General features: G+C 71.1%; 26 protein-coding genes, 1 tRNA gene and 6 pseudogenes. 22 read left to right on the top strand and 11 right to left on the bottom strand.

The features are described 5' to 3' along the window. Nucleotides 1-9: 9 nt before the first annotated feature. Nucleotides 10-378 (top strand): annotated as a pseudogene (locus ACQ86J_RS23570) (ABC transporter substrate-binding protein); the annotation flags it as partial. A gap of 124 nt (nucleotides 379-502) precedes the next feature. After that, nucleotides 503-1,582, top strand: coding sequence for an ABC transporter substrate-binding protein (locus ACQ86J_RS23565; protein ID WP_431267441.1), 1,080 nt, complete (start codon nucleotides 503-505; stop codon nucleotides 1,580-1,582). Nucleotides 1,583-1,622: 40 nt separating this feature from the next. On the opposite strand, the gene ACQ86J_RS23560 is transcribed toward ACQ86J_RS23565, so the two are convergent. Both ACQ86J_RS23560 and ACQ86J_RS23555 read right to left on the bottom strand, forming a co-directional pair. Beyond that, nucleotides 1,623-3,404: a chloride channel protein gene (locus ACQ86J_RS23560; protein WP_431267440.1), complete on the bottom strand. Its 1,782-nt coding sequence runs from the start codon at nucleotides 3,402-3,404 to the stop codon at nucleotides 1,623-1,625. A 4-nt stretch (nucleotides 3,405-3,408) separates the two neighbouring features. Beyond that, a pseudogene (locus ACQ86J_RS23555) lies at nucleotides 3,409-4,385 on the bottom strand (Bug family tripartite tricarboxylate transporter substrate binding protein). A 309-nt stretch (nucleotides 4,386-4,694) separates the two neighbouring features. On the opposite strand from ACQ86J_RS23555, the gene ACQ86J_RS23550 reads away from it, so the two are divergent. Then, the gene (locus ACQ86J_RS23550; protein WP_431267439.1) at nucleotides 4,695-5,291 is read left to right on the top strand and encodes a tripartite tricarboxylate transporter substrate-binding protein; all 597 of its coding nucleotides are present in this window, start codon (nucleotides 4,695-4,697) and stop codon (nucleotides 5,289-5,291) included. 62 nt (nucleotides 5,292-5,353) lie between these two features. Here the strand turns inward: ACQ86J_RS23550 and ACQ86J_RS23545 are convergent, their stop codons facing one another. After that, entirely contained in the window at nucleotides 5,354-5,938 is a 585-nt protein-coding gene (locus ACQ86J_RS23545; RefSeq protein WP_431267438.1) for a rhodanese-like domain-containing protein, read from the bottom strand. Continuing rightward, on the bottom strand, nucleotides 5,923-6,369 hold the full coding sequence (locus ACQ86J_RS23540; protein ID WP_431267437.1) for an MAPEG family protein: 447 nt from the start codon (nucleotides 6,367-6,369) through the stop codon (nucleotides 5,923-5,925). Before ACQ86J_RS23540 ends, ACQ86J_RS23545 begins: the two co-directional genes overlap by 16 nt. A 43-nt stretch (nucleotides 6,370-6,412) precedes the next feature. Between ACQ86J_RS23540 and hemW the strand changes: the two are divergent. From hemW to ACQ86J_RS23475, 13 genes and pseudogenes are all read left to right on the top strand, one after another. After that, nucleotides 6,413-7,561 (top strand): annotated as a pseudogene (hemW, locus tag ACQ86J_RS23535) (radical SAM family heme chaperone HemW). A gap of 80 nt (nucleotides 7,562-7,641) precedes the next feature. After that, nucleotides 7,642-8,871, top strand: coding sequence for an FAD-dependent monooxygenase (locus ACQ86J_RS23530; protein ID WP_431267436.1), 1,230 nt, complete (start codon nucleotides 7,642-7,644; stop codon nucleotides 8,869-8,871). A 70-nt stretch (nucleotides 8,872-8,941) separates the two neighbouring features. Then, nucleotides 8,942-9,439 (top strand): dioxygenase, encoded by a 498-nt coding sequence (locus tag ACQ86J_RS23525; RefSeq protein ID WP_431267435.1) that lies wholly within the window; start codon nucleotides 8,942-8,944, stop codon nucleotides 9,437-9,439. Then, nucleotides 9,333-9,659 carry a hypothetical protein gene (locus tag ACQ86J_RS23520; RefSeq protein WP_431267434.1) on the top strand — a complete coding sequence of 109 codons (327 nt, stop codon included), beginning with the start codon at nucleotides 9,333-9,335 and terminating at the stop codon, nucleotides 9,657-9,659. The genes ACQ86J_RS23525 and ACQ86J_RS23520 overlap by 107 nt, the downstream gene beginning before the upstream one ends. Then, a complete protein-coding gene (locus tag ACQ86J_RS23515) occupies nucleotides 9,583-9,840 on the top strand; it encodes a hypothetical protein (RefSeq protein WP_431267433.1) in 258 nt (85 codons plus the stop codon). Before ACQ86J_RS23520 ends, ACQ86J_RS23515 begins: the two co-directional genes overlap by 77 nt. A 48-nt stretch (nucleotides 9,841-9,888) precedes the next feature. After that, nucleotides 9,889-10,416 (top strand): annotated as a pseudogene (locus tag ACQ86J_RS23510) (ABC transporter substrate-binding protein); the annotation flags it as partial. Between the two features lie 121 nt (nucleotides 10,417-10,537). Further along, on the top strand, nucleotides 10,538-11,191 hold the full coding sequence (locus tag ACQ86J_RS23505) for an ABC transporter substrate-binding protein (protein ID WP_431272509.1): 654 nt from the start codon (nucleotides 10,538-10,540) through the stop codon (nucleotides 11,189-11,191). After that, nucleotides 11,164-12,045, top strand: a complete 882-nt coding sequence (locus ACQ86J_RS23500; protein ID WP_431272508.1) for a branched-chain amino acid ABC transporter permease — start codon at nucleotides 11,164-11,166, stop codon at nucleotides 12,043-12,045. Before ACQ86J_RS23505 ends, ACQ86J_RS23500 begins: the two co-directional genes overlap by 28 nt. Beyond that, nucleotides 12,042-12,164: a hypothetical protein gene (locus tag ACQ86J_RS23495; protein ID WP_431267432.1), complete on the top strand. Its 123-nt coding sequence runs from the start codon at nucleotides 12,042-12,044 to the stop codon at nucleotides 12,162-12,164. The genes ACQ86J_RS23500 and ACQ86J_RS23495 overlap by 4 nt, the downstream gene beginning before the upstream one ends. A gap of 74 nt (nucleotides 12,165-12,238) precedes the next feature. After that, complete coding sequence (locus ACQ86J_RS23490) at nucleotides 12,239-13,012, top strand: branched-chain amino acid ABC transporter permease (protein ID WP_431267431.1); 774 nt, start codon at nucleotides 12,239-12,241, stop codon at nucleotides 13,010-13,012. Then, on the top strand, nucleotides 13,009-13,191 hold the full coding sequence (locus ACQ86J_RS23485; RefSeq protein ID WP_431267430.1) for a hypothetical protein: 183 nt from the start codon (nucleotides 13,009-13,011) through the stop codon (nucleotides 13,189-13,191). Before ACQ86J_RS23490 ends, ACQ86J_RS23485 begins: the two co-directional genes overlap by 4 nt. Next, nucleotides 13,115-13,732 (top strand): ABC transporter ATP-binding protein, encoded by a 618-nt coding sequence (locus tag ACQ86J_RS23480; RefSeq protein WP_431272507.1) that lies wholly within the window; start codon nucleotides 13,115-13,117, stop codon nucleotides 13,730-13,732. The genes ACQ86J_RS23485 and ACQ86J_RS23480 overlap by 77 nt, the downstream gene beginning before the upstream one ends. Further along, complete coding sequence (locus ACQ86J_RS23475) at nucleotides 13,719-14,528, top strand: ABC transporter ATP-binding protein (protein ID WP_431267429.1); 810 nt, start codon at nucleotides 13,719-13,721, stop codon at nucleotides 14,526-14,528. The genes ACQ86J_RS23480 and ACQ86J_RS23475 overlap by 14 nt, the downstream gene beginning before the upstream one ends. 83 nt (nucleotides 14,529-14,611) lie before the next feature. Here ACQ86J_RS23475 and ACQ86J_RS23470 read toward each other — a convergent pair whose 3' ends face one another. From ACQ86J_RS23470 to ACQ86J_RS23445, 6 genes are all read right to left on the bottom strand, one after another. Then, on the bottom strand, nucleotides 14,612-15,808 hold the full coding sequence (locus ACQ86J_RS23470; RefSeq protein WP_431267428.1) for an acetate/propionate family kinase: 1,197 nt from the start codon (nucleotides 15,806-15,808) through the stop codon (nucleotides 14,612-14,614). Beyond that, a complete protein-coding gene (locus tag ACQ86J_RS23465; protein ID WP_431267427.1) occupies nucleotides 15,798-16,331 on the bottom strand; it encodes an SDR family oxidoreductase in 534 nt (177 codons plus the stop codon). Before ACQ86J_RS23465 ends, ACQ86J_RS23470 begins: the two co-directional genes overlap by 11 nt. 197 nt (nucleotides 16,332-16,528) lie before the next feature. After that, nucleotides 16,529-16,849 carry a chaperone modulator CbpM gene (locus ACQ86J_RS23460; protein WP_431267426.1) on the bottom strand — a complete coding sequence of 107 codons (321 nt, stop codon included), beginning with the start codon at nucleotides 16,847-16,849 and terminating at the stop codon, nucleotides 16,529-16,531. After that, nucleotides 16,846-17,526 (bottom strand): J domain-containing protein, encoded by a 681-nt coding sequence (locus ACQ86J_RS23455; protein WP_431267425.1) that lies wholly within the window; start codon nucleotides 17,524-17,526, stop codon nucleotides 16,846-16,848. Before ACQ86J_RS23455 ends, ACQ86J_RS23460 begins: the two co-directional genes overlap by 4 nt. Continuing rightward, entirely contained in the window at nucleotides 17,447-17,761 is a 315-nt protein-coding gene (locus ACQ86J_RS23450; RefSeq protein ID WP_431267424.1) for a J domain-containing protein, read from the bottom strand. Before ACQ86J_RS23450 ends, ACQ86J_RS23455 begins: the two co-directional genes overlap by 80 nt. Nucleotides 17,762-17,962: 201 nt before the next feature. Next, nucleotides 17,963-18,036: transfer RNA gene (locus tag ACQ86J_RS23445), tRNA-Arg, on the bottom strand. A 120-nt stretch (nucleotides 18,037-18,156) separates the two neighbouring features. Here ACQ86J_RS23445 and ACQ86J_RS23440 point away from each other — a divergent pair. Then, nucleotides 18,157-18,354 (top strand): annotated as a pseudogene (locus tag ACQ86J_RS23440) (DUF892 family protein); the annotation flags it as partial. Between the two features lie 73 nt (nucleotides 18,355-18,427). Further along, nucleotides 18,428-18,667, top strand: a complete 240-nt coding sequence (locus ACQ86J_RS23435) for a DUF892 family protein (RefSeq protein ID WP_431267423.1) — start codon at nucleotides 18,428-18,430, stop codon at nucleotides 18,665-18,667. Between the two features lie 46 nt (nucleotides 18,668-18,713). Here ACQ86J_RS23435 and pip read toward each other — a convergent pair whose 3' ends face one another. Next, nucleotides 18,714-19,664 (bottom strand): prolyl aminopeptidase, encoded by a 951-nt coding sequence (pip, locus tag ACQ86J_RS23430; RefSeq protein ID WP_431267422.1) that lies wholly within the window; start codon nucleotides 19,662-19,664, stop codon nucleotides 18,714-18,716. Nucleotides 19,665-19,955: 291 nt separating this feature from the next. Between pip and ACQ86J_RS23425 the strand changes: the two genes are divergently transcribed. From ACQ86J_RS23425 to ACQ86J_RS23410, 4 genes and pseudogenes are all read left to right on the top strand, one after another. Then, nucleotides 19,956-20,573 (top strand): hypothetical protein, encoded by a 618-nt coding sequence (locus ACQ86J_RS23425; protein ID WP_431267421.1) that lies wholly within the window; start codon nucleotides 19,956-19,958, stop codon nucleotides 20,571-20,573. A 184-nt stretch (nucleotides 20,574-20,757) separates the two neighbouring features. Further along, nucleotides 20,758-21,222, top strand: a pseudogene (locus tag ACQ86J_RS23420) (metal ABC transporter solute-binding protein, Zn/Mn family); the annotation flags it as partial. A 19-nt stretch (nucleotides 21,223-21,241) separates the two neighbouring features. Then, nucleotides 21,242-21,529 carry a metal ABC transporter solute-binding protein, Zn/Mn family gene (locus ACQ86J_RS23415; RefSeq protein ID WP_431267420.1) on the top strand — a complete coding sequence of 96 codons (288 nt, stop codon included), beginning with the start codon at nucleotides 21,242-21,244 and terminating at the stop codon, nucleotides 21,527-21,529. Nucleotides 21,530-21,629: 100 nt separating this feature from the next. Then, entirely contained in the window at nucleotides 21,630-23,282 is a 1,653-nt protein-coding gene (locus ACQ86J_RS23410) for a long-chain-fatty-acid--CoA ligase (protein ID WP_431267419.1), read from the top strand. Nucleotides 23,283-23,305: the final 23 nt, after the last annotated feature.

Below are 23,305 nucleotides of genomic sequence, written 5' to 3'. Positions count from 1 at the left end.
GATAAGCGGATGCGGAAACAGATATTCGGGCTGGCGCTCGCGGCAGCGCTCGCCTCGCCGGCGAAGGCGGCCGACATCACCATCGCGGTGGGAGGCGCCTTCACCTCGATGGACCCGCACTTCTTCGACCTCTCACCCAACCACGCGCTGACCTGGCACGTGTTCGACCGGCTGGTGCATCCGGATTCCGACCAGCGCCCCTCCCCCGGCCTGGCGACCAGCTGGAAGCCGATCGACGACCTGACCTGGGAGTTCAAGCTGCGGGAAGGCGTCACCTTCCACGACGGCACGCCCTTCACCGCCGACGACGTGGTGTTCACCTTCGCCCGCGCGCCCAACGTGCCGAACAGCCCGACCTCGATGGGCCAGTACATCCGCCCGGTGACGCGGCTGGAGGTGGTGGACGCCCACACCATCCGCCTGCACACCGCGGAAGCCGGTGCCGCTGATCCCGCAGATGATGAGCAGCTTCGCCGTGATCGGCCGCAGGCAGGGCGAGGGCATGAGCACGGCCGACTACAACAGCGGCCGCGCCGCGATCGGCACCGGTCCCTACAAACTGGCTTCCTTCACCCTCGGCGACCGCGCGGTCTTCACGAAGAATCCCGCCTGGTGGGGCCCGGCGCAGCCCTGGGACAAGGTGACCTACCGGCTGATCACCAATGACAGCGCGCGCGTCGCGGCGCTGCAATCGGGCGATGTCGACGCGATCGACGCGGTGCCTACGCGCGACGTGGCGCGGCTGCAGAAGGATGCGCGGCTGAGCGTCGCCTCGCGCCCCGGGCTCCGGCTGATCTACCTCTATGTCGATGCCAATCGGCCGCAGACGCCGCATGTCACCGACAAGGCCGGCAACCCGCTGTCGGTGAACCCGCTCCGCGATGTGCGGGTGCGCCAGGCGCTGAGCATGGCGATCAACCGCGAGGGCATCCGCCGGCAGATCATGGAGGGCTTCTCGCTGCCTACCGGCCAGGCGCAGCCGGAAGGCGCGATGGGCTACGATCCCTCGATCAAGGTGCCGGCCTATGACGCCGAAGGGGCGAAGAAGCTGCTGGCCGAGGCCGGCTACCCCGACGGCTTCGCCATCACCCTGCACGGGCCGAACGACCGCTACGTCAACGACGACGCCATCGCCCAGGCCCTGGCGCAGATGTGGACCCGCATTGGCGTGAAGACCGCGGTGCAGACCAGCCCGGCCAGCGTCTTCTTCACCGCCGGCGGGGTGCGCGACGAACACTCGATCGCGCTCACGGGCTGGAGCACCTCGACCGGCGAGCCCGACACGCACCTGTCGCTGATGCTCTCGACTCCCGACCCGGCGCGCGGCCGCGGCGCGCGGCTGCGGCCTTCCCACTACAGCAACCCCGACCTCGACCGGCTGGTCGACCGGGCGCTGACCACCATCGACCAGGAAGCGCGGGAGAAGCTGTATTTCGAGGCGATCCGCATCGGCTTCCAGCAGGAACTTGCGGTCATCCCGATCCACCATCAGGTGAACATCTGGGCGATGCGCAAGGGCATCACCTACCGGCCGACGCTGTCGGAGCAGACCCGGGCGGTGGAGTTCTCGCTGGCGAAGTAGCAAGAGACCGGGGAGGGAAAAGGCATTCCCTCCCCGGGCCTCAGCCCGGTCCGATCCCCGTCTCCTCCCGCCGCCGCTTCTCCACCTCCTCGCCATAGCGGCGCAGCAGATGCGCCTCGGTCAGCAGGCCGAGGACACGCTTGGCCGGCCCGTCCACCACCGCCAGGGCCTCGGCCTCCGCCGCCTCGAAGATCGCCATGGCGTCGCGCACGTTGGTGCGCGGCAGCAGCACCCGGTCCTGGTGGCGGGCAAGCTCCGCCAGCGTCGCCGTCTCCGGCGGCGCCGCATGCGCCTCGGCCACCGCGACGATGCCGGCATAGCGCCCATCCGCGTCCAGCAGCACCACCTGCGTCGCGGCGCCAAGCGGCACTGCGGCACGGAAGGCGGCAAGCTCCATCGCCGCCGGCACGCTGCGCGGGTCGCGCCGCATCAGCCGCCCCGCGGTCAGATCGTTGATCCAGCCGATGTCGTGCGCGCCGCGGATGGACTCGCCGCGCAGGTGGAAGCGCCAGGTGGCGAAGGAATAGCCGAAGAGCCGCCGCACGATCAGCCCGGCGACGGCGACCGCGGCGAGCACCAGCCCGGCCACCGCCAGGCTGCCTGTGGTCTCGAGCGCCAGGAAGGTCATCGCCAGCGGCGCGCCGATGACCGCGGCGCCGAAGGCGCTCATCCCCACCAGCGCCATCACCAGCGGATCCGGCCCCGGCGGCGCCGCGATCGCCACCAGCGCCGCGAAGAACTTGCCGCCCAGCGCGCCGATGAGCAGCGAGGCGAAGAACAGCCCGCCGCGGAAGCCGCTGGCGACCGAGACGATGGAGGCGAGCGCCTTCACCACGATCAGCAGCAGTACCAGCCGCGCCGGCGTCTCCGTGATGAAGGCGAGATGCAGCGCGCCATGCCCGGCCGAGAGCGCGACGGTTGAGACGGTGGCCAGGCCGCCGACGCAGAGCCCGCCCAGCATCAGCCGCAATGCAGTCGAGGGAATGGCGCGGGACAGCACCGCCTCCGTCGAGGCAACGCCCCGCATCAGCAGGATCGCCGCCAGGCCGCAAAGCGCGCCGAGCAGCAGCGCGAGTGGATAGAGCGCGTTGTCGACCACGCTCGGCGCCACCGATTCCACCGCATAGGTCCCGGCTTCCAGCACCCGCGCCACCAGCGTGGCGGAGACGGCCGAGGCAATCACCGGAAAGAGCGCGCCGATGCTGTAGGTGCCGATCACCAGCTCGAAAGCATAGAAGGCGCCGGTCAGCGGCGCGTCGAAGGCGGCGCCGATGGCGCCCGCGGTGCCGGCGCCGACCAGCACGCGCAGGTCGCCCCGCCGCAGCGCGAAGGCGGTGCCGAGGCGGGAGGCAATGCCGCCCCCGGCCTGAGCATAGCCGGCCTCCAGCCCGACCGAGGCACCGACGCCGTTCGACAGGATGGTCTGCACCCCGACCACCGCCGCGTCGGTTAGCGACAGCCGGCCGCCATGCAGCGCATTGGCCTCGATCGGGTCGACCGGCGGCTTCGGCCGCCAGCGCTTCAGCGCGAGGTTCAGCGCATAGAGCGCCAGCCCGCCGAGCATCGGCACCAGCAGCAGCCGCCAGCTCGGCACGAAGGTCGCGGCGGAGAGCCGGGATTGCGGGCCGATGCCGAACAGCAGCATGTGCAGCCCGCGCGCCGACGCTCCCATGCCCCAGGCCAGCAGCCCGACCGCGCCGCCGATCAGCGTGGCGAGCGCGACGATCGCCACCTCGCTGCCGCGGATCCAGCTGCGCAGGGCGACGCCCCGGCGGGCGCGACGCCGCAGCAGGACCAGGTTACGGCGGGTGAGGACGGGCACGCGCCTATTCGGCGCGGATGTTGTTCGCCTTCACCACCACGCCCCAACGGGCATGGTCGCGGCGCATGATCTCGCCCAGTTGCTCGGCCGTGCCGCCGCCCGGCTCGTCGCCGCGGCTGGTGATGTTGCGGCGGATCGCCTCGTCCTGGCTGGCCTTGTTCACCGCGGCATTGGCGCGCTGGATGATGTCCTTCGGCGTGCCCTTCGGCGCGAACATGCCGATCCAGGCCAGCACGACGAAATCCCGGATGCCCTGCTCCGCCGCGGTGGGAATGTCGGGGAAGGCGGGGATCCGCTCGGCGGTCGTCACCATCAACCCATTGATCTGCTTCGCCTGGACGAAGGGCGCCACGACGCTGGCGCCATCCGCCATGATCTGGAACCGGCCGGCGATGAAATCCTGCATCGCCGGGCCGCTGCCGCGATAGGGCACATGGGTCATCTCCGGTTCGCCGATGCGGCTGCGGAACAGCTCCATCGCCACATGGGACAGGCTGCCGGCGCTGGCCGAGCCGTAATCGACATCGCCCTTCTTCGATTTTGCCCAGGCGGCGAATTCGCGACGTTCTTCGCCGGGACCGAGGGATGCGTGCAGAAGATCAGCCCGCTCTGCAGCATCATGGCGATCGGCTCCAGCTCGAGCGGGTTGAAGGTCATCGACGGCATGGTATGCGGGTTGATAACCAGCGGATTGGCATTGCCGACCAGCAGCGTATAGCCGTCCGGCCGGGCGCGCATCACCGTCTCGGTCCCGAGATTGCCGCCGGCGCCGCCGCGGTTGTCGATGACGACGGGCTGGCCGAGAGCCTGCTGCAGGCCGTTCTGCAGCACCCGGGCGGCGAAATCGGTCTGCCCGCCGGGCGGGAAGCCAACGACCAGCGTGACCGGCCGGTTCGGCCATGGCGCCTGGGCCAGCGCGGGCGACGCAAGGGCTCCGGAGCCCAGGGCGAGCGTCGCGCGGCGGGTGACGGTCTTGGTCATGGTCAGGCCTCCCGGATGGGCCGCCAGCGCAAGCAGGGGCGGCAGGGCGCCGATAGCCGATCCGCGCGTCGCAACCCAGTGCCAAGCGCGCGCGGTCCCGCATCTGGCCGCGGCGACGCGTCCCGGGCAGGATGGCGGCAACACCATTCCCCGGGAGGACGACCGTGACCCTGACCCGCCGCGCCGCGCTGGCCGCGCCCGCCCTGCTGCTCACCCCGGGCGGGGCGCAGGCCGGTTTCCCCAACCGGCCGGTGCAGAATCGTCGTCCCCTATACGCCGGGCGGCGTCTCCGACATCACCGCGCGGCTGATGGCGGAGCCGCTGGCGGCAGCTTGGGGCCAGGCGGTGCCGGTCGAGAACCGCGCCGGCGCCGATGGCGTCATCGGCTCCGAGGTCATCGCCCGTGCGGCGCCGGACGGCCATACGCTGGGGCTGGTCTCGGTCGGGCATCCGGTGAACCCGGCCTATTACAAGCTGCCCTACGACACGATGCGGGACTTCTCCTTCGTCACCCAGACCACCTCGACGCCGCTGGTGCTCTGCGCCGGCAAGGGCTTCGGGCCGGGCAGCGTGGCCGAGTTGATCGCCTACGCGAAGAAGAACCCGGGCGTCACCTTCGCCGGCACCGGCGGCGTGGTGCGGCTGGCGCCCGTGCTGTTCGGCCAGCAGACCGGGACGGAGCTCGCCTACATCCCCTATCGCGGCAGCACCCAGGCGCATCCGGACCTGATGGCCGGCCGGGTCGACATCATGTTCGACACCGTCCCGGCGGCGCTGCCGCATATCCAGTCCGGCGCATTCAAGGCGCTGGCGACCACGGGGGCGAAGCGCGCGCCGCAACTGCCCGACGTGCCGACGGTGGGGAGACCCTGGCGGGGTTCGAGGCCTCCACCTGGGGCATGGTGATCGCCCCGGCGGGCCTGCCCGAGGCGGTGCTGACGAAGCTCAACGCCGATTGCGTCGCCGCGCTACAGCGGCCCGAGGTGATCGAGAAGCACCGCGTGCTGGGGGCGGAGGTGGTGACCTCGACCCCCGCCGCGATCCGCGCCTTCACCGAGAGCGAGATGAAGAAATGGGGTGAAGCGGCGCGCAAGGCGGGGATCGTGCCGCAATAGGGCGGCCGCCCCCGGCAGGCGGATGGGGCGCGCCCGGCCGGTTGGCCGGGCAGGCCGCCTCAGGCCTTCGTCACCTCGCCGCCGGCCTCGACCCAGTCCTTGAAGCCGCCGAGGTTGCGGACATCCTTGTAGCCGAAGCTCCTGCAGCAGCTTGCCGGCCAACGCGGCGCGCCCACCGGAGGCGCAGTAGGTGATGACGACGGGCTTCTGAAAGGCCGGGTTGCGGTCCGGACTTTCCGGGTCGGCGCGGGATTCCAGCAGGCCGCGCGGGATCGGCAGGGCGCCCGGCACGGTGCCGCTCGCGGCGAGTTCCGGCGGCTCCCGCAGGTCGATGAAGACCGCCTCGCCCTTGGCGTGCAGCGCCTTTGCCTCGGCCGGCGAGATGCGCGGCACGGCGGCATTGGCGGCGGCAACCAGTTCCTTCACGGTGGTCGGCATCGGTCTTCCTCCCTTGGTGTGGACGGCGAAGCCTGGCCGAAGGCATCCGCCAGGACGAGGCCGAGCAGCGCCGCCGCCCCCACGCCCAGCATCGCGAAGGTCAGGCCCATGCCGGCGATGCGGAAGCGGAAGACCTCCGGCTCCCGGCTGATGCCCCGGGCATGCAGCACGCGGCCGGCCAGGAAGACGCTGCCCAGCGCATGAACGCCCCAGGCCGGCAGCCCCATCCCTTCCAGCAGGCCGAGCAGGATCAGCCCGAGGGGGCGTATTCGGCGCAGTTGCCATGCGCCCGCACCGCCCCGCTCCACCAACCGGTGCGGCGCGCCGAGCGCCACCCGGTAGACCCGCCGCGCCTGGATGACCCGCAGCGAGAGCAGGATGAACAGCGCGGCCAGCAGGGCGGCATAGAGCGAGGTGGCGGGCAGAGGCATGTCCGGGTGCTCCGAGGCGGTGCGAAGCCCTATATCGCATCCGATGGAACCCCTTGCCCTCTACCTGCACTGGCCCTTCTGCGCCGCCAAATGCCCCTATTGCGACTTCAACAGCCATGTGCGGGACGGCATCGACCAGGCCCGTTGGCGCGAGGCGCTGCGGCGGGAGCTGGCGCGGGAGGCGGGACGCGCGGGCCGGCGCCCGCTCACCAGCATCTTCTTCGGCGGCGGCACGCTCAGCCTGATGGCACCGGAGACCGCCGCGGCGCTGATCGAGGATGCGCGGCGGCTGTTCGACGCCCCCAAGGACCTCGAGATCACGCTCGAGGCCAATCCGACCAGCGTCGAGGCGGCCAAGCTGGCGGCGTTCCGGCAGGCCGGCGTCAACCGCCTCTCGCTCGGCGTGCAGTCGCTGGATGCCGAGGCGCTGCGCTTCCTCGGCCGGAAGCATGACGTCGGGCAGGCCATCGCCGCGCTGGAGGCCGCGCGCAGCTTGTTCCCGCGCCTCTCCTTCGACCTGATCTATGCCAGGCCGGGCCAGGCCGAGGCCTCTGGCGGGCCGAGGTGCGGCAGGCCCTGGCGCTCGCCGCCGACCACCTCTCGCTCTACCAGCTGACCATCGAGCCCGGCACGCGCTTCGCCACCGAGCACGCCCGCGGCGCCTTCGCCCTGCCCGACGACGACGCGGCGGCGCGGCTCTACTGGGCGACGGTGGAGGAGGCGGCGCGCTACGGCCTCGCCCCTACGAGGTCTCGAACTACGCCCTGCCCGGCGCAGAGAGCCGGCACAACCTGGTCTACTGGCGCTATGGCGACTATCTCGGCATCGGCCCGGGCGCGCATCAGCGGCTGATGCTGGACGGCCGGTTGCTCGCCGCCCGCCGCCACCGCGCGCCGGAGGAATGGCTGGCCCGGGTGGAACGCGACAACCATGCGGTGACCGAGGAAGAAGCGCTGAGCCCGCGCGACCGCGCGAGGAGGCGCTGCTGATGGGCCTGCGCCTGGCCGAGGGCGTGGACCCGGCGCGGCTCGTGATGCGGAGCGGGCTGACGCTGGGCGAAGCGGTCGACCCGGCGATGCTCGCGGCCTGCCTGGACGAGGGCTACCTGGAATGGGGCGAAACCGGCCGGCTGGTGGCGACCGAGGAGGGCCGCATGCGGCTGGACGCGATGCTGCCGGTGCTGCTGCGGTAACGCGGCTGGCGCTTGCGCTGCAAGCTGAAGCCTGCTGCGCTGGGGCCAAGCGGGGGCAAGCCCGCGCGGGAGGACACCGGATGGCCACCACAGCGGGCCGCCGCGCCATCGTGATAGGCGGCTCCGTCGGCGGGCTCTTCGCCGCTAACCTGCTGCATCGCCGCGGCTGGGACGTGCGGGTCTATGACCGCGTTCCCGGCAGCCTGGAATCCCGCGGCACCGGCATCGCCCATCACCCGGAAACCGAGGCGATCCTGGCCCGCGCCGGGGTGCGGGACGAGCATGCGCCGGGCGTGCGGGTGGAGGGCCGCGTCGCGGTCGGGCCGGACGGCACCATCCTCGCCCACGAGCACTACCCGCAATACGTCACCGCCTGGGGCCGCGTCTTCAACCCGCTGCGCCTCGCCTTCCCGGCCGAGCGGATGCACACGGGGATGGAGCTGCGCGGCCTGGTGCAGGATGCGGACAGCGTCACCGCGCATTTCGCCGATGGCAGCCGCGCGACGGCCGAGCTGCTGGTCGGCGCCGACGGCTTCCGCTCCGCCGTCCGCACCGCGGTGGCGCCGGATGTCGTGCCGATCTACTGCGGCTATGTCGGCTGGCGCGGGCTGGTGGAGGAGGCCAGCTTCTCGCCCGCCTTCGCCCCGGTCTTCGCCCAGTTCACCTTCCTCTTCCCCGGGCATGGCGAGTTCATCGGCTACCCGATCCCCGGGCTGAACGACAGCGCCGAGCCGGGCCGGCGGCGCTACAATTTCCTCTGGTACTACCCGCTCGATGCCGGCGCGCCGCTCGACGACCTGCTGACCGACGCGACCGGCACCCGGCACGCCTATTCCATCCCGCCCGGCCTCCTGCGGCCCGAGCACCGCGCCGCGGTCAAGGCCGATGCCGTGGCCCGGCTGCCTGAGCCCTATGCCGAGGCGGTGCGCCGCGCCGAGGGCTTCCTGGTGCAGCCGATCTACGAGCTGGAATCGCCCGCCATGGGCTTCGGCCGCGTCGCGCTGCTGGGCGATGCCGCCTTCACCGCGCGGCCGCATGTCGGCGTCGGCGTGCTGAAGGCAGCCGAGGATGCCGAGGCCCTGGCCGAGGCGCTGGACGAAGCTCCCGTGCCGGCGGCGCTGGCCGCCTATGGCGCGCGCCGGCTGCCGCATTGCCGCGCCGCCGTCGCGGTCAGCCGGCATCTCGGCGCCTTCATCGAGCGGCGGCTGCCGCGGCCGGAAGCCGACCCGGCGCTCGGGCTCGCGCTGCCGCGGCTGCTCGAGCTGAGCGGCCGGCCGGTCGCCCGCGGCGCTTACGGGAATGCGGATTGACCGCGGGGCACGGCCGCCGGCATCGTTGCGGCAAGCCGGCCCTTTGGGACCGAGGGAGGAGCGAGAGGACATGGCCGATCTCGACCGCATGAGCGTGACCGCGGAGGCGATCGCGCAGATGGCGAAGACGCCGGATCCGCGGATGCGCGAGGTCATGGCCGCCGCCATCCGCCACCTGCACGACTTCGCCCGGGAAGTGGACCTGAAGCCGGACGAATGGCTGGCCGGCATCGCCTTCCTGACCGCCGTAGGCCAGGCCTGCACGCCCTACCGGCAGGAGTTCATCCTGCTGTCCGACGTGCTCGGGCTCTCGCGCCTGGTGAACGTGATGCACGACGCCGAAGGCCGCGAGGCGGCGGGGACCGAGACCAGCCTGTCTCGGCCCCTTCTTCCGCGAGAAGGCGCCGGGATTCGCACCGGGCGAAAGCATCGCCGTGCATTCCACCGATGGCGAGAAGCTGGTGCTGTTCGGCACGGTGACCGATGCCGAGGGCAAGCCGGTGCCGGAGGCCGAGATCGACATCTGGCAGACCGACGCGCATGGCCAGTACGACTTGCAGGCCAATGACCCCGAGGTGATGGACCTGCGCGGCCGCTACCGGACCGATGCCGCCGGGCGCTACCACATGCGGACGGTCAAGCCGATCGGCTATTCCATCCCGATGGATGGGCCGGTCGAGGAAGTTCGTCCGCCAGCAGGACCGCCACGGCATGCGGCCGGCCCATATCCACGTGCTGGTCCAGGCGCCCGGCTACCGGGAACTGGTCACCGCGCTCTATCTCGGTGACGACCCGAACATCGACAGCGACACCGTCTTCGGCGTTTCCGACTCGCTGGTGGTGACGCCGGCGATGGAACTGCCGGGCGCGCCGCGCGCCGACCTGCCGGCGGTGCGCTACGACTTCCGGCTGTCGCGGCTGGCGGCGGGGAAACCGGGGGACGCGTCGGCGCCGATCCATCGCAGATGATGCCAGCGGCCCAGTAGCGGCGCCGAGCTTCCAGGGAGGACAACAAGAATGACCGAGATCACCCGACGCGGCCTTGGCCGCGTCGCCGCTGCCGGTGCGCTGACCACCGCGGCCGGCGCCTTCCCCGCCTTCGCGCAAGGGTCGAACCCGATCCGCATCGGCTTTTCGATGTCGCTCTCGGGCGGCCTCGCGGCGAATGGCCGCTCGGCGCTGTTGGCGCAGAAGATCTGGGCGGAGGACGTGAACGCCAAGGGAGGCATTCTCGGCCGCCAGGTGCAGCTGGTGTCCTACGACGACCAGAGTAACCCGGCCAACGTCCCCTCGCTCTATACGAAGCTGATCGACGTCGACAAGGTCGACATGGTCACCTCGCCCTATGCCACGGCAATGATCGCGCCCTCCATGCCGGTCGTGATGCAACGCGGCATGTGCTACGTCTCGCTCTTTGGCGCCGGCGTCAACGAGAAGCTGAAATACGACCGCTACTTCTCGATGAACGTCACCGGGGACGACATCAAGGGCACCTATGCCCGCGGCTTCCTCGAATGCACCAAGATGCTGCCGACGCCGCCGAAGACGATCTCGATCCTGGCTGTCGACAACGACTTCGCCCAACGCGCCGCGGAAAGCGTGCGGACGCTGAAGCAAGGAATACGGGCTGCGGATCGTCTACGACCGGTCCTACCCGCCGAGCACGGTGGACTTCACGCCGACCATCCGGGCCATCCAGGCGCAACGGCCGGACGTGATCTTCTTCGCCTCCTACCCGCCCGACAGCAACGGCATCCTGCGCGCGGTCAGCGAGCTGCGCGTCACCGCCGCGCTGTTCGGCGGCGGCATGGTCGGCACGCAGATCGCGGCCGTCCAGGCGCAGCTTGGCCCCATCCTGAACAACCTGGTGACCTGGGACGTCTACTCGCCCGAGCCCACCATGCGCTTCCCGGGCGTGGTCGAGTTCCAGGAGAAGTACCGCGCCCGCGCGCCGCAGGAACAGACCGATGTGCTCGGCAACTACCTGCAGCCCTATGCCTATGCGCAGATGCAGGTGGTGGAACAGGCGCTCAACCGCGTCGGCAAGGTCGATCAGGCGGCGCTGACCGCCGACATGCGCGCGAACAAGTTCAGCACCATCGTCGGCGACATCGAGTTCAGCCCGCTTGGCGAGTGGAAGAAGGAGCGCAACCTCTTCGTGCAGTTCCAGAACATCACCGATGGCGACCTCGAGAAATACAAGAAGCCCGGCACCAAGGTGATCCTCTACCCGCCGGAGCTGGAAATCCGGCACGCTGCATACGCCCTACGGTACGCCGGCGTAAGCTCGGCATGGATCCCGATCTCTCGCTGCTGCTGAACGGCATCGTCAGCGGCTTGCTGCTCGGCGGCCTCTACGCCGCCGCGGCATCCGGCCTCGCGGTTTCCTTCGGCATGCTGGACATCGTCAACATCGCGCATCCGGCGCTGATGGTGGCAGGCGGCTTCTTCGTCGTGCTGATCGGCACGGCGCTCGAGCTGGACCCGCTGCTGGTCGCGGTGCTGCAGGCGCCCCTGTTCTACGTGCTGGGGATCGGGCTCTACACCGCCTACAACCACTTCTTCGAACGAAGGGGAGACGAGGCGCTGCAGGGTCTCGCCTTCTTCTTCGGCGTGATGTTCATCATCGAGGTCGGGCTGGTGATGCTGTTCGGGCCGGAGCAGCGCTTCCTCGACCCCGATTATGCCTTCGTCACCTGGCGGCTCGGCGAGATCGACGTGCCCCTGCGCATGCTGATCCCGGCGCTGCTGGCCATGGCGGCGATCGGCGCGCTCTACCTCTTCCTGCAGCGTAGCTTCACCGGCCTTGCCATCGCCGCCGTCGCCCAGGACCCGGAGGCGCTGCGGCTGATGGCGGTGGACCCGGTGCGGATCAAGCGCATGGCTTTCGGCATCTCCGTCGCGCTCGCCAGCGTCGCCGGCGGCGCGCTGGTGGTGGTGCAGCCGATCGACCCCTCCACCCACCACGTCTTCATCGGCCGGGTCTTCGCCATCTGCATCATGGGTGGCATGGCCAGCCTGCCCGGCTGCATCCTGGCCGCCCTGCTGTTCGGCGTGGTGGAGAACCTGACCGCGACGTTCTACGGCCCGTCCTGGGCGCCGGCCGTCGCCTTCGGCTGGCTGCTGCTGGTGCTCGCCGTCCGGCCGCAGGGCCTGTTCGGGAGGGCGGCATGAGCGCCTCCGCCCTGCCCGCTCCCGCCCTGCCCGCCGAGCGGCGGCACATCTCCTACTGGATCGGCGCCGCGGCAGGTCGGCGTCGCGCTGATCGTCGTGCTTCGGCTGATCGGCAATGAATATGGCTGGTATGCCGGCTATTTCGTGCTGCAATACGTCGTCCTCGCCGCCGCCTGGAATATCCTCGGCGGCTATGCGGGACTACGTGAACTTCGGCGCGGCCGGCTTCATGGCGACGGGGTCCTATACCGCCGTGGTGCTGAACGAGGCTTTCGGCTTCGGCGTGCTGCCGGGCATCGCCGGCGCGGCGCTGGTCGCGGGCCTGCTCGGCCTCGGCACCGGCTACCTGACCTTGCGGCTGCGCGGGGTCTACTTCTCCATCGCCACGCTCTGCCTGTCCGTGGTGCTGCAGACCTTGGTGGTGAACTGGGACTATGTCGGCGGCTCGCGCGGCGCATACATCATACGGCCCATGCATGTGGCGCCCTTCGCCAGCTATGGCGAATACATCTTCGTCGTCATGCTGGCGCTGGCGGTGATCGCCGTCGGCATCGGCCGCAGCGTCGAGCTTTCCCGTCTGGGGCGGGGCCTACAGGCCATCCGAGACAATGAACGGGCGGCGGAGGCGGTCGGCGTGCCGACGCTGCGGCTCAAGCTCATCGCCACCACCCTCTCGGGCGCGCTGATGGGCGTGGCCGGGGCGCCGCTGCCCTTCTATGCCGGCTACATCAACCCGGAAGGCGCCTTCAACCTGGCTTATGCGGTGAACTCCATCGCCATGCCGCTGATCGGTGGCGCCGGCACCTGGCTCGGCCCAGTCATCGGCGCGGTGCTGCTGGCGACGCTGCAGCAGGCGGCGACGGTGACGATCTCCTCCGCCCTCAACCTCTGGATCGTCGGCTGGATGCTGGTGCTCTTCGTTGCCCTCGCCCCGCGCGGCATCCTCGGCTGGTTCCGCAAGCGATGAGCACCCGTGAGATCCTGCTGAAGGCCGATGCAGTAGGGAAGCGCTTCGGCGGCTTCACCGCGCTGCAGGGCATCGACCTCGAAGCTGCGCGCGGGAGAGCGGCTGGGGCTGATCGGCCCCAACGGCTCCGGCAAGTCCACCTTCGTCAACTGCATCAGCGGCGACTTCGCCGCGCATGACGGGCAGGTGACGCTGGCCGGCCGGGCGCTGAACGGGCTGAAGCCGCATCGCCGCGCCCGACTCGGCCTCGCCCGCACCTTTCAGTTGCCGCAGCCCTTCACCAGCCTCTCGGTGCTGGAGAATGTCCGGGTGCCGCTCCTGTTCTCCGGGGAGGCGGCGGAGGCCTCGCGCCGCGCCCTCGAATGCCTGGAACAGGTCGAGCTCGCTGCCAAGGCGGACAAGCTGCCGCGCGAGCTGACCCAGGTCGAGCAACGCCGGCTGGAGCTCGCCCGCGCCATCGCGCTGCGGCCGCAGCTGCTGATCGCGGACGAAGCCATGGCAGGCCTCAGCCACGCCGAGGTCGACCAGATCATCGCCCTGCTGCTGCGGCTGAACGCCGCCGGCACGGCGGTGATCATGATCGAGCACATCATGCGCGCGGTGACCGCCTTCGCCGAGCGCCTGATCGTCTTCGTCGCCGGCCGCAAGATCGCCGACGGGCCGCCACAGGCGGTGCTGGCGCTGCGCGAGGTGGAGGACGCCTATCTTGGCAAGCAGTAGCGCGCTCGAGATCCACGGCATCGATGCCGGCTACGGCGCCGTGCGGGTGCTGGAGAACGTGACGCTGACCGTCCCCGCCGGGGAAACGGTGGTGCTGCTTGGCACCAACGGCAATGGCAAGACGACGCTGATGCGCAGCATCATGGGCCAGGTGCGGCCGAGCGCCGGCACTGTGCGCGCGGTGCTGGACGGCACCCCCACCGACCTCGTCGGCCTCTCGCCGGAACAGGTGGTGGAGCTCGGCATCGTGCTGGTGCCGGAGGGGCGGCGGCTGCTTCCGCGCCTCACCGTCGAGCAGGATCTCCGGCTCGGCGCCTATCGGCCGGTGGCGCGGGCGAAGCTGGCGGAGAACCTGGCGCTCTGCTTCGAGATGTTCCCGCGCCTGGCGGAACGCCGCACCCAGCTGGTCGGCAGCATGAGCGGCGGCGAGCAGCAGATGGTGGCGCTCGGCCGCGCGGTGATGTCGGCGCCGCGCATCCTGCTGGTGGACGAGCCCTCGGTCGGGCTCGCGCCCATCCTCGTCTCCCGCACCATGGAGATGATCGCCGAGATGAAGGCGCGGCTCGGGCTGACCGTGCTGATGGCGGAGCAGAATTTCCACCAGGCGGTCCGCATCGCCGACCGCGGCTATGTCATCGTCCACGGGAAGATGGTGTTCGAGGGCGGCTCGGCCGCCGAGCTGCAGGACAACAGAGCTGGTGAGGAAGGTCTATCTCGGACTCTGAAGTCGAAGAGAGATTGGGCAGGAAAAAGCATTTCCTCCCCAAACCCCTCATTTGCTTTTTGTGAGGTCTGACACCCGCCGCGCGGCGGGTACCGGACTCACGAAAATGGATGAGGGGTCCGGGGAGAATACCTTCTCCCCAGCCTTCCTTTGTGTCAGCCCGCGCGCAGAGCGTCGAGCGTGTGCCGCGCGATCATCCCCTCCTCGTCGGTCCGCCGCACCAGCACGCGTACCGCGGCGCCGGGGGCCGAGATCTCCAGCGCATTCGCCGCGTTGCGCAGCGGATCCAGCGTGATGCCGAGGAAGTCCAGCCCGGCGCATATCCGCGCCCGCACGCGATGCGCGTTCTCGCCGATGCCGGCGGTGAAGACCAGCGCGTCGATGCCGCCGATCGAGGCCGCCATGGCGGCGATCTCCCGCCGCACGCGGAAGGCGAAATGCTCCAGCGCGCGCTCGGCCTGCTCGGTCCCCGCCGCCTCGATCTGCCGCACGTCCTGCGACACGCCGGACATGCCCTTCAGCCCGCTGCCATTGTAGAGCAGCCTCGTCACCTCGGCCGTTGTCATGCCCAGCGTATCGATCATGTGCAGCACCACGCCGGGGTCGATCTGGCCGCTGCGGGTGCCCATCGGGATGCCGTCCAGCGCGGTGAACCCCATGGTGCTGGCGCGGCTGCGTCCGCCCTCGATGGCGCAGAGCGAGGCGCCGTTGCCGAGATGCGCCACCACCAGCCGCCCGGCGCCGAGCTTCGGGTCCTCTTCTGTGATGCGCCGGCTGATGTATTCGTAGGACAGGCCATGGAAGCCGTAGCGGCGGATGCCTTGGTCGTAGAAGTGCGGCGGCAAGGCGAAGGTCTGCGCCGCCCAGCCCTGGGTACGGTGGAAGGCGGTGTCGAAGCAGGCGACCTGCGGGACGCCGGGGAAATGCTCGGCCGCGGCACGGATGCCGACCAGGTTGTGCGGCTGGTGCAGCGGCGCCAGCGGCACCAGCCGCTCCAGCGCCGCGATGGTCGCCTCGTCGATCCGCATCGGTACAGCGAAATCCACCCCGCCATGCACCACGCGATGGCCGATCGCCAGCACCGCCTCGCCATGCAGTGCCTGGTCCAGCCCGCGGACGATGACGCCCAGCGCCGCGGCATGGTTCGCCGGGGCGTCGCCGCCATCCCAGCGGTGGTCCGCCAGCGTCTCCCCGGCGGCATTCCTGGCCATCATGTGCGGCGCGTTGCCGATGCCTTCCATTTGGCCGCTGAAGCGGGGTTCCGGCCCGGCAGGCGTCGCGGTGAAGCCGGCGGATTTCAACGAGGAGGAGCCGGCATTCAGCACCAGGACGAGGCCCGTATCATGCGACATTGTGCAGCCTGCCATCGACGTAGATCGTGTCGCCCGTCATCCGCGACGCGGCCGGGCTGACCAGGAAGGCGACCACCCGGCCGACCTCGGCGATGTCCACCCGCCACTGCGCCGGGGTGCGGGCCTGTGCCGTCGCAGGAAGGACCAGCGGGGTACACGCACGGCTTGGCCGAAACCTTCGGCCGAGCACTCGATGACCCGGCCCTGCAGGTCCTCGCGCGGGGCGAGGGCGGTGGAATGGATGCCGAAATCCAGCCGCCCTCATTTCGCGGCTAATGCGGTCGAAGACCGCCTCCAGCGCGCCGGGTGCCTCCACATCCAGCGGCCGCAGGGGCGGCTCCGCCATGGCATTGGCCCAGGTGGCAGCCAGTTTCGCGCCGTAGGCACGCAGCATGGCGGCGCAGCCGAAAGCGATCAGAATTCGGTTGGCGATGCCGGCCACCAGGCCGCGCTCGCGGCACAGCGTATCGGCGATGCGGTCTTCCGGGTTCCGGAGGCTTGGAGAGCGGTGCGGCCATGGCAAGGTCCCTCGGGCGGCTTGGCATGCCATGCGTTGCTGCGGCGCACAACCTGATCGCGCCGGCACGGAAGGCCGCATTGCCCGAACCGCCTGGCCCGCGGGAGCAGGGCCATGACCTGATCCAGGCGCTCCGGGGCGGTCTCCTCGCGCCGGCCGGGAGGCTGGCGTAAATCCCGACGAAAATCCGCGGGACCGGGCCGCTACCCCTCCGTCGCCAGCAGCGCGCGAAGGCGGTCGCGCACCGCATCGGGCGCCGTCTCCTCGACCGCCTGCCGCAGCAGCCGCGGCTGCCGCCGCGTCGCATGCAGCTGGTCGAGCAGGGAGAGCACGACCGGCATCGCCTCCTCGTCGAGGTCGAGCGCGCGCAGCTCGACGATCAGCCGGATGCGGGCCACGTCCACCTCCTGGAACACCCAGCCGCCGGGCGTGCCCTCGGGACGCAGCCAGCGCAGCGCGACCCAGCGGTGGATTTCCGCCTCGGCCAGGCCGAGGCTGCGGGACAGCGCCTGGATGTCGGTCATGCGCCCTCCTCCATGCCGCGGCGGGGGTCGACGGGTTCGGCTGGCGTCCAGTCGCGTAGGAAGGCCTCCAGCGCCGCATCGGCGCCCGCAAGGCTGACCCGCAGCGTGACATAGAGGTCGCCGGCCGGGCGGCCGGCATGCGCCGCGACGCCGCGGCCACGCAGCCGCAACCTGGTGCCGGTGTCGGACCGCGGCGGGACGGCCATGTTCACTGCCCCGGTCGGCGTCGGCACGGTGACGCGGGCGCCGAGCACCGCTTCCTTCAAGGTGACAGGCAGTTCGACATGGATGTCGTTGCCCTCGCGGGTGAAGAGGCGGTGCGGCCGGAGCTCGACCTCGATCAGCGCGTCGCCGGCGGGACCGCCGTTCAGCCCGGGCCCGCCCTGGCCCTTGAGGCGCAGCGTCTGCCCCGTCTCGATCCCCGGCGGGATGCGGACGTCGAGCGTCCTGCCATCCGGCAGGGTCAGGGTGCGGGTGGCGCCGGTGACGCCGTCGAGGAAATCGACCGCCAGCGCGTAGCGCGCATCGGCGCCGCGCAGCCGCACCCTCGCCACCGCCGCGGCGGAACAGGTCGCTGAAGATGTCGCCGAAGGGTCCTCATCCTCCGGGCCAGGGCGGTAGCGGCCGCCGGCGGCGGCATCGGCGTAGCGCTGGTAGCGCGGCGGCTCGGGTGCCACCGGGTCGCCGGCGGCGTCGATCTCGCCGCGGTCGAGATCGGCCGCGTGTCTCGGGATCGGAGAGCAGGTCATGCGCGGCGCTGATCGCCTTGAAGCGGTCCTCCGCGCCCTTGTTGCCAGGGTTGAGGTCGGGGTGATGCTGCTTGGCCAGCTTGCGGTAGGCGGCGCGGATCTGCTCCGCCGTGGCATCGCGCGAGAGGCCGAGGGTGGCATAGGGATCGGGGGGCATCGCCATCCATGGGTTCAGCGGGCCGAGGCACCAGGGCGGCATAGCATAGACGCGTATGGGGCCGGGAGGGTCAGCACGGGTCGCGGCGCAGGGCGCGGCTGCCTGGCAGCCGAGCAAGAAGGCGTAGTCTCCGGCGGGATGCGAACCGTTCCGCCGCAGGCGGACCAGTGCAGGTCCGTGGGTTCGCCACGCGGCGGCGGAAGGGAATGTCCCCGGCGGGATTCGAACCCACGGCCCCCAGATTAGAGATCTGGTGCTCTATCCGGCTGAGCTACGGAGACATGCAGCGTCCTTACCACGCCCGCCGCCCCGCTTGAAGCACCCGTCCCATCCGGCCGCGCAAGCAACCCCGCCCGTCCAGGCCCGTTGCCCTGCCTCATCCCACAGGAGGCGACACCCCCATGGCCAGTTCAGCCCAGGACATCTATCTCACCGGCCTGCGCAACGCCCATGCCCTGGAAGCTCAGGCCGACCAGCTGCTCTCCCGCCAAGTCGAGCGGATCGAGAACTACCCGGCGATGAAGCAGCGCCTGCAGCAGCATATCGAGGAGACCCGCCGCCAGTCGCAGCGGCTGGAGCAGATCCTCCAGGCGCATGGAACCAGCGAGAGCACGCTGAAGGACCTCGCCACCGGCTTCATGGGCAATATGGCCGCGCTCTGCCCATGCGCCGATGCAGGACGAGATCCTGAAGAACACCTTCGCCAATTATGCCTTCGAGCATTTCGAGATCGCCTCCTACCGGGCGCTGATCGAGATGGCCGGCGCGGCGGGCGACCAGAAGGCGATCCCGCTGCTGCAGGAGAGCCTGAAGGAGGAGATTGCCATGGCTGAATGGGCCGGGCAGAACCTGCCCGACGTGGTCAACACCTATATCCGGCTCGAGACCCAAGGCCAGAAGTCGGGCATCTGACACCTATTCAGCAGGAGGGGCGCAGCCTCCTGGCCGAGCGCGGCCTTCAGCCCTTGCGCCGGAACCGCTCCACCGCGCCCACCAGCGCGGTGCGCACCCCAGGCTCAAGCGCCGAATGCCCGGCATCCGGCACCACGGTCAGCCGGGCGCGCGGCCAGGCCGCCACCAGGTCGAAGGCGGTCTCGGCCGGGCAAACCATGTCGTAGCGGCCCTGCACCACCTCCGCCGGGATATGGGCGATGCGATGCATATGGGTGAGCAACCCACCTTCCGGCAAGAACAGGTCGTGCGCGAAATAATGCGCCTCGATCCGCGCCAAGCCGAGTGCGGTGCGGTCCTGGGCAAAGCTCGCTACCGTGTCCGGGCTTGGCAGCAGGGTGGAACACGACCCTTCGTACTGGCTCCAGGCCCGCGCCGCCGGCAGATGCACCAGCGGGTCGGGGTCACACAGCCGCCGCAGGTAGGATCCCAGGATGTCGGCCCGCTCCGCCGGCGGCAGGTGCTCGACGAAGGCGGCCCAGGCATCCGGGAAAACTCGGCGCAGCCCGGTCAGGAACCACTCTACCTCGGCGGCGCGGCCGAGAAAGACGCCGCGCAGCACGCAGCCCATCACCCGGTCCGGATAGGCCTGCGCATAGGCCAAGGCGAGGGTCGAGCCCCAGGATCCGCCGAACAGCAGCCAGCGCTCGATGCCAAGCGAGCGGCGCAACGCCTCGATGTCCTCGACCAGATGCGGGGTGGAGTTCTCGCGCAGCTCGCCCAGCGGCCGGGACCGTCCGGCGCCGCGCTGGTCGAAGATCACCACCCGCCAATGGCCGGGATCGAAGAAGCGGCGGTGCACCGCCCCGGCCCCGGCGCCGGGGCCGCCATGCAGGAACAGCGCGGGCTGGCCGCGGGGATTGCCCACCTGTTCCCAATACATGACGTGGCCGCCCGACAGGGGCAGCAGTCCGGTTTCGTAGGGAGCGATGTCGGGGAAAAGGTCGCCGCGCGGCATGGCCGCACTATCCCCACAGGGCGGCTCGGGAGCAACACCAGGAACGCCGGAAAGACGCGCAGGAAGGATGCGATGCGGGAAAGGCGGCCGCCGGGCGCGTGCCCCCTTCGCCTTTTGCCCCGGCATGCCTACCTTCCTGGCGATGCCGGTCCCCTCTTCCGCCCCCTCCCGACCGCCCGCGGCCGAAGCGCTGCCGCGCTGCGCCGTCTGCGGCACCGGCAGCCGCCAGCCGCCCTTCCGGCCGGACCCGCCCGAGCAGGCCCCAGACCTCGACCTGCGGCCGGGGAGCCGGTGCGCTCCACCATGGCGCGCTGGCTGCAGCAATGCCCGTCTTGCGGCTATGCCGCGCCGAACATCACCAAGGCGCACCCGGCCGCGGCACAGGCGGTCGCCGCCGCGCCCTTCCGCGCCCTGCTGGCCGAAAGCGGCTACCCGCCGCTGGCCCGCCGTTTCCTCGCCTGGGCCCATGTGCTGGAAGAAACCGGGGCGCTGCACGCCGCCGCCGAGGCGACGCTGCACGCCGCCTGGGTGGCCGACGACCTCGGCAAGGACGACCTGGCGCGGATGTGGCGGCTGGATGCGGTGGCGCTCTGGCGCGGCGGCCCGCCCCTGGATTCCGAGCAGACGGTGCGGATCATCGACTCGCTGCGCCGGGCCGAGGCCTGGGAGGATGCCGCAGCGACCGGCGCGGCGCTGGGCCTCGCCGACCCGCCGGACGCGGTGGCGCAGGTAGTCGGGCTCGAGATGCGGCTGATCGCGGCGCGCGATGCCGGGCGGCATACGGTCGCCACCGCACTGCCGCCGCCGGCACGGCGGCCGCATGTCTCGCACCAAGCCGCCCCGCCCCGCACCGCGGCGCGGGGCGGCGGCTTCGTGGCGAAGCTGCGCCGCTGGCTGCGCAGGGGCTGAGCCCGCGGGGCGGGAGACTTGGGTTGAGCCCTGGTTCGATCGAGCTTGATGTTATATTATAACTCTATGCTCCGTCGCCGTATCCTGCTCGCCCTGCCCGCGCTCATCCCCGGGCCGCTCCGGGCCCAGCCGCGCCCCACCCTGGTCGCCGCCTTCTCCATCCTCGGCGACATGACCCGGCAGCTTGGCCGGGGCGGATGCGCCGATCCGGGTCCTGGCCGGGCCGGAAGCCGACCCGCATCTGTTCCAGCCTCGCCCGTCGGAGGCCGAGACGATCCGCGGCGCCGGCCTCGTGATCCGTAACGGGCTGGGCTTCGAGCCCTGGCTGGACCGGCTGCTGCGCGCGACCCGCCATGCCGGGCCGGTGGTGACCGCGACCGAGGGGATCGTGCCGCTGCCCGGCGCCCCGGCCATGACCGCGCCGCCAGCGCGCCGGACCCGCATGCCTGGCAGGATGTCCGGCTCGCCCAGTCCTATGCCCGGACGATCGCCCAGGGCCTCGCCGCCGCCGAGCCGGGGCGGACCGCGGCGATCCGTGCGGCAGGCGGCCTGGATCGCCCGGCTGGCGGCGCTGGATGACTGGGTGCGGGACCGCATCGCCACGGTCCCGGCGGAGCGCCGGGTGATGGTCACCAGCCATGCGGCCTTCGGCTACTTCGCGCGGGCCTATGGGGTGCGCGTGCTGGCGGCGCAGGGCATCGCGGCCGAGGGCCGAGGCCTCCGCCTCCCAGGTCGCGGCGCTGATCCGGCAGATCCGCGCGGAGCGCATCACCGCCGTCTTCATCGAGGGCCAGCGCAGCCGGGCGGTGCTGGAACGGCTGGCCGCCGATGCCGGCGTCGCGCCCCGCGGTCGGCTTTACGCCGACACGCTCTCCCCGCCGGACGGGCCGGCGCCGGATTACGAGGCGATGGTGCGGCACAATCTGGGGCTGATCGTCCCGGCGATGCTGGGCTGAGCCGGCGGGATCGCCGTGATGTGCGCGGCCGCCCGAACAGGCTGCGCCATGCTCGCCTGAACCGGGACTGTGCCAGGATCCCGGATCAGGGAGACCGCCCATGCTCGGCCTGATGCAGCGCCATCCGCTCCTGCTCTCCTCCATCATCATCCATGCCGCGCGCCACCACGGCAGCGCCGAGGTGGTCTCGGTGATGGGCAACGGCGCCATCCACCGCACCGACTATGCCCGCACCGAGCGCCGGGCACGCCGCCTTGCCCGGGTGCTGGAGCGGCTGGAGGCGCGGCCGGGCGACCGCATCGCCACCCTTGCCTGGAACGACTACCGGCACCTGGAACTCTACTACGCCGTCTCCGGCATGGGCGCGGTCTGCCACACCGTGAACCCGCGCCTGGCGCCGGACGACCTCGCCTTCATCATGAACGACGCGGCGGATACGCTGCTCTTCGCCGATCCCGGCTTCGCGCCGCTGGTCGCCGCGCTGGCGCCGCAGGTGCCGTCGCTGCGCGCGGTGGTGCTGCTCGGCGACCAGGCGGCGCTGCCGGCGCTGCCGCTGCCCGCCGGCGTCGCGCTGCACGCCTATGAGGCGCTGATGGACGCGGCCGAGGAGGACTATGCCTGGCCCGTCTTCGACGAGGAGACCGCCAGCGCACTCTGCTACACCTCGGGCACCACGGGGCGGCCGAAGGGCGTCCTCTACAGCCACCGCTCCGCCATGCTGCACGCCTATGCGTCCAATACCGCGGATGCCTTCGGCTTCCGCGCCACCGACTCAGGTGCTGGTCGGCGCCGGCATGTTCCACGCGACCGGCTGGGCCATGCGCCCTATTGCGCGCCGATGGCGGGCGCGGCGCTGGTCCTGCCGGGGCGGCATCTCGACGGCGCCGCGCTGCTGCGGCTGCTGAACGCCGAGCGGGTCACCTTCGCCTCCGCCGTGCCGACCATCTGGCTCGGCGTGCTGCAGGAGCTGGAGCGGAGCGGCGGCCGGCTCGAGACGCTGCGGCGCGTCGGCAGCGGCGGCTCCGCCGTGCCGCGGGTGATGTTCGAGGAGCTCGGCCGGCACGGCGTGACGGTGCAGCAGGCCTGGGGCATGACCGAGACCAGCCCGCTGGTGACCATCAGCGCGCCCCTGCCCGCCCATGCCGCCCTGCCGGCGGAGGCCGCCATGCGGGTGCGGCTGAAGCAGGGCCGCGTGGTCTGCGGCGCCGATATCCGCATCACCGATGCCGATGGCGCCGAGCTGCCCTGGGACGGCGTGGCCTTCGGCGACCTGCAGGCACGGGGCCACTGGGTCGCCCGGGAATACCTGAACCGCGGCGCCGAGGGTGCCGCCGACGCCGCGGGCTGGTTCAAGACCGGCGACGTCGCCACCATCGACCAGGAAGGCTTCGCCGAGATGGTCGACCGCTCGAAGGACGTCATCAAGTCGGGTGGCGAGTGGATCAGCTCGATCACGCTGGAGAACATCGCCGTTTCCCACCCCGACGTCATGGAAGCCGCGGTGATCGCGGCGCGGCACCCGAAATGGATGGAACGGCCGCTGCTGCTGGTGGTGCCGAAGCCCGGGCGGCAGGTCACGCCGGAGGCGGTCACCGCCCTCTATGCCGGCCAGGTGGCCAGCTGGTGGGCGCCGGATGCGGTGCTGGTGTTGGACGAGCTGCCGCATGCCGCGACGGGCAAGCTGAACAAGCTGGCGCTGCGGCAGCAATACCAGGACCACCTGCTGCGGAAGGATCAGGCGCCAGCCCGGTGACAGCGCCGGCGATCCGGGCATGG

This window comes from Dankookia sp. P2, assembly GCF_050632255.1.
Lineage (GTDB): Bacteria > Pseudomonadota > Alphaproteobacteria > Acetobacterales > Acetobacteraceae > Paracraurococcus.
This window is presented reverse-complemented; position numbering and strand designations above follow the sequence as displayed.

Coding starts and splice junctions, on each gene's coding strand:
- pip (WP_431267422.1), bottom strand. CDS start 19,664: ATGCCGCGCGGCGACCTTTTCCCCGACATCGCTCCCTACGAAACCGGA.
- ACQ86J_RS23490 (WP_431267431.1), top strand. CDS start 12,239: ATGCGGGACTACGTGAACTTCGGCGCGGCCGGCTTCATGGCGACGGGG.
- ACQ86J_RS23450 (WP_431267424.1), bottom strand. CDS start 17,761: ATGGCGATGCCCCCCGATCCCTATGCCACCCTCGGCCTCTCGCGCGAT.
- ACQ86J_RS23550 (WP_431267439.1), top strand. CDS start 4,695: ATGGCGGAGCCGCTGGCGGCAGCTTGGGGCCAGGCGGTGCCGGTCGAG.
- ACQ86J_RS23410 (WP_431267419.1), top strand. CDS start 21,630: ATGCTCGGCCTGATGCAGCGCCATCCGCTCCTGCTCTCCTCCATCATC.
- ACQ86J_RS23540 (WP_431267437.1), bottom strand. CDS start 6,369: ATGCCTCTGCCCGCCACCTCGCTCTATGCCGCCCTGCTGGCCGCGCTG.
- ACQ86J_RS23530 (WP_431267436.1), top strand. CDS start 7,642: ATGGCCACCACAGCGGGCCGCCGCGCCATCGTGATAGGCGGCTCCGTC.
- ACQ86J_RS23460 (WP_431267426.1), bottom strand. CDS start 16,849: ATGACCGACATCCAGGCGCTGTCCCGCAGCCTCGGCCTGGCCGAGGCG.
- ACQ86J_RS23565 (WP_431267441.1), top strand. CDS start 503: ATGAGCACGGCCGACTACAACAGCGGCCGCGCCGCGATCGGCACCGGT.
- ACQ86J_RS23415 (WP_431267420.1), top strand. CDS start 21,242: ATGGGGTGCGCGTGCTGGCGGCGCAGGGCATCGCGGCCGAGGGCCGAG.
- ACQ86J_RS23545 (WP_431267438.1), bottom strand. CDS start 5,938: ATGCCGACCACCGTGAAGGAACTGGTTGCCGCCGCCAATGCCGCCGTG.
- ACQ86J_RS23500 (WP_431272508.1), top strand. CDS start 11,164: ATGGATCCCGATCTCTCGCTGCTGCTGAACGGCATCGTCAGCGGCTTG.
- ACQ86J_RS23495 (WP_431267432.1), top strand. CDS start 12,042: ATGAGCGCCTCCGCCCTGCCCGCTCCCGCCCTGCCCGCCGAGCGGCGG.
- ACQ86J_RS23485 (WP_431267430.1), top strand. CDS start 13,009: ATGAGCACCCGTGAGATCCTGCTGAAGGCCGATGCAGTAGGGAAGCGC.
- ACQ86J_RS23525 (WP_431267435.1), top strand. CDS start 8,942: ATGGCCGATCTCGACCGCATGAGCGTGACCGCGGAGGCGATCGCGCAG.
- ACQ86J_RS23435 (WP_431267423.1), top strand. CDS start 18,428: ATGCAGGACGAGATCCTGAAGAACACCTTCGCCAATTATGCCTTCGAG.
- ACQ86J_RS23470 (WP_431267428.1), bottom strand. CDS start 15,808: ATGTCGCATGATACGGGCCTCGTCCTGGTGCTGAATGCCGGCTCCTCC.
- ACQ86J_RS23515 (WP_431267433.1), top strand. CDS start 9,583: ATGCGGCCGGCCCATATCCACGTGCTGGTCCAGGCGCCCGGCTACCGG.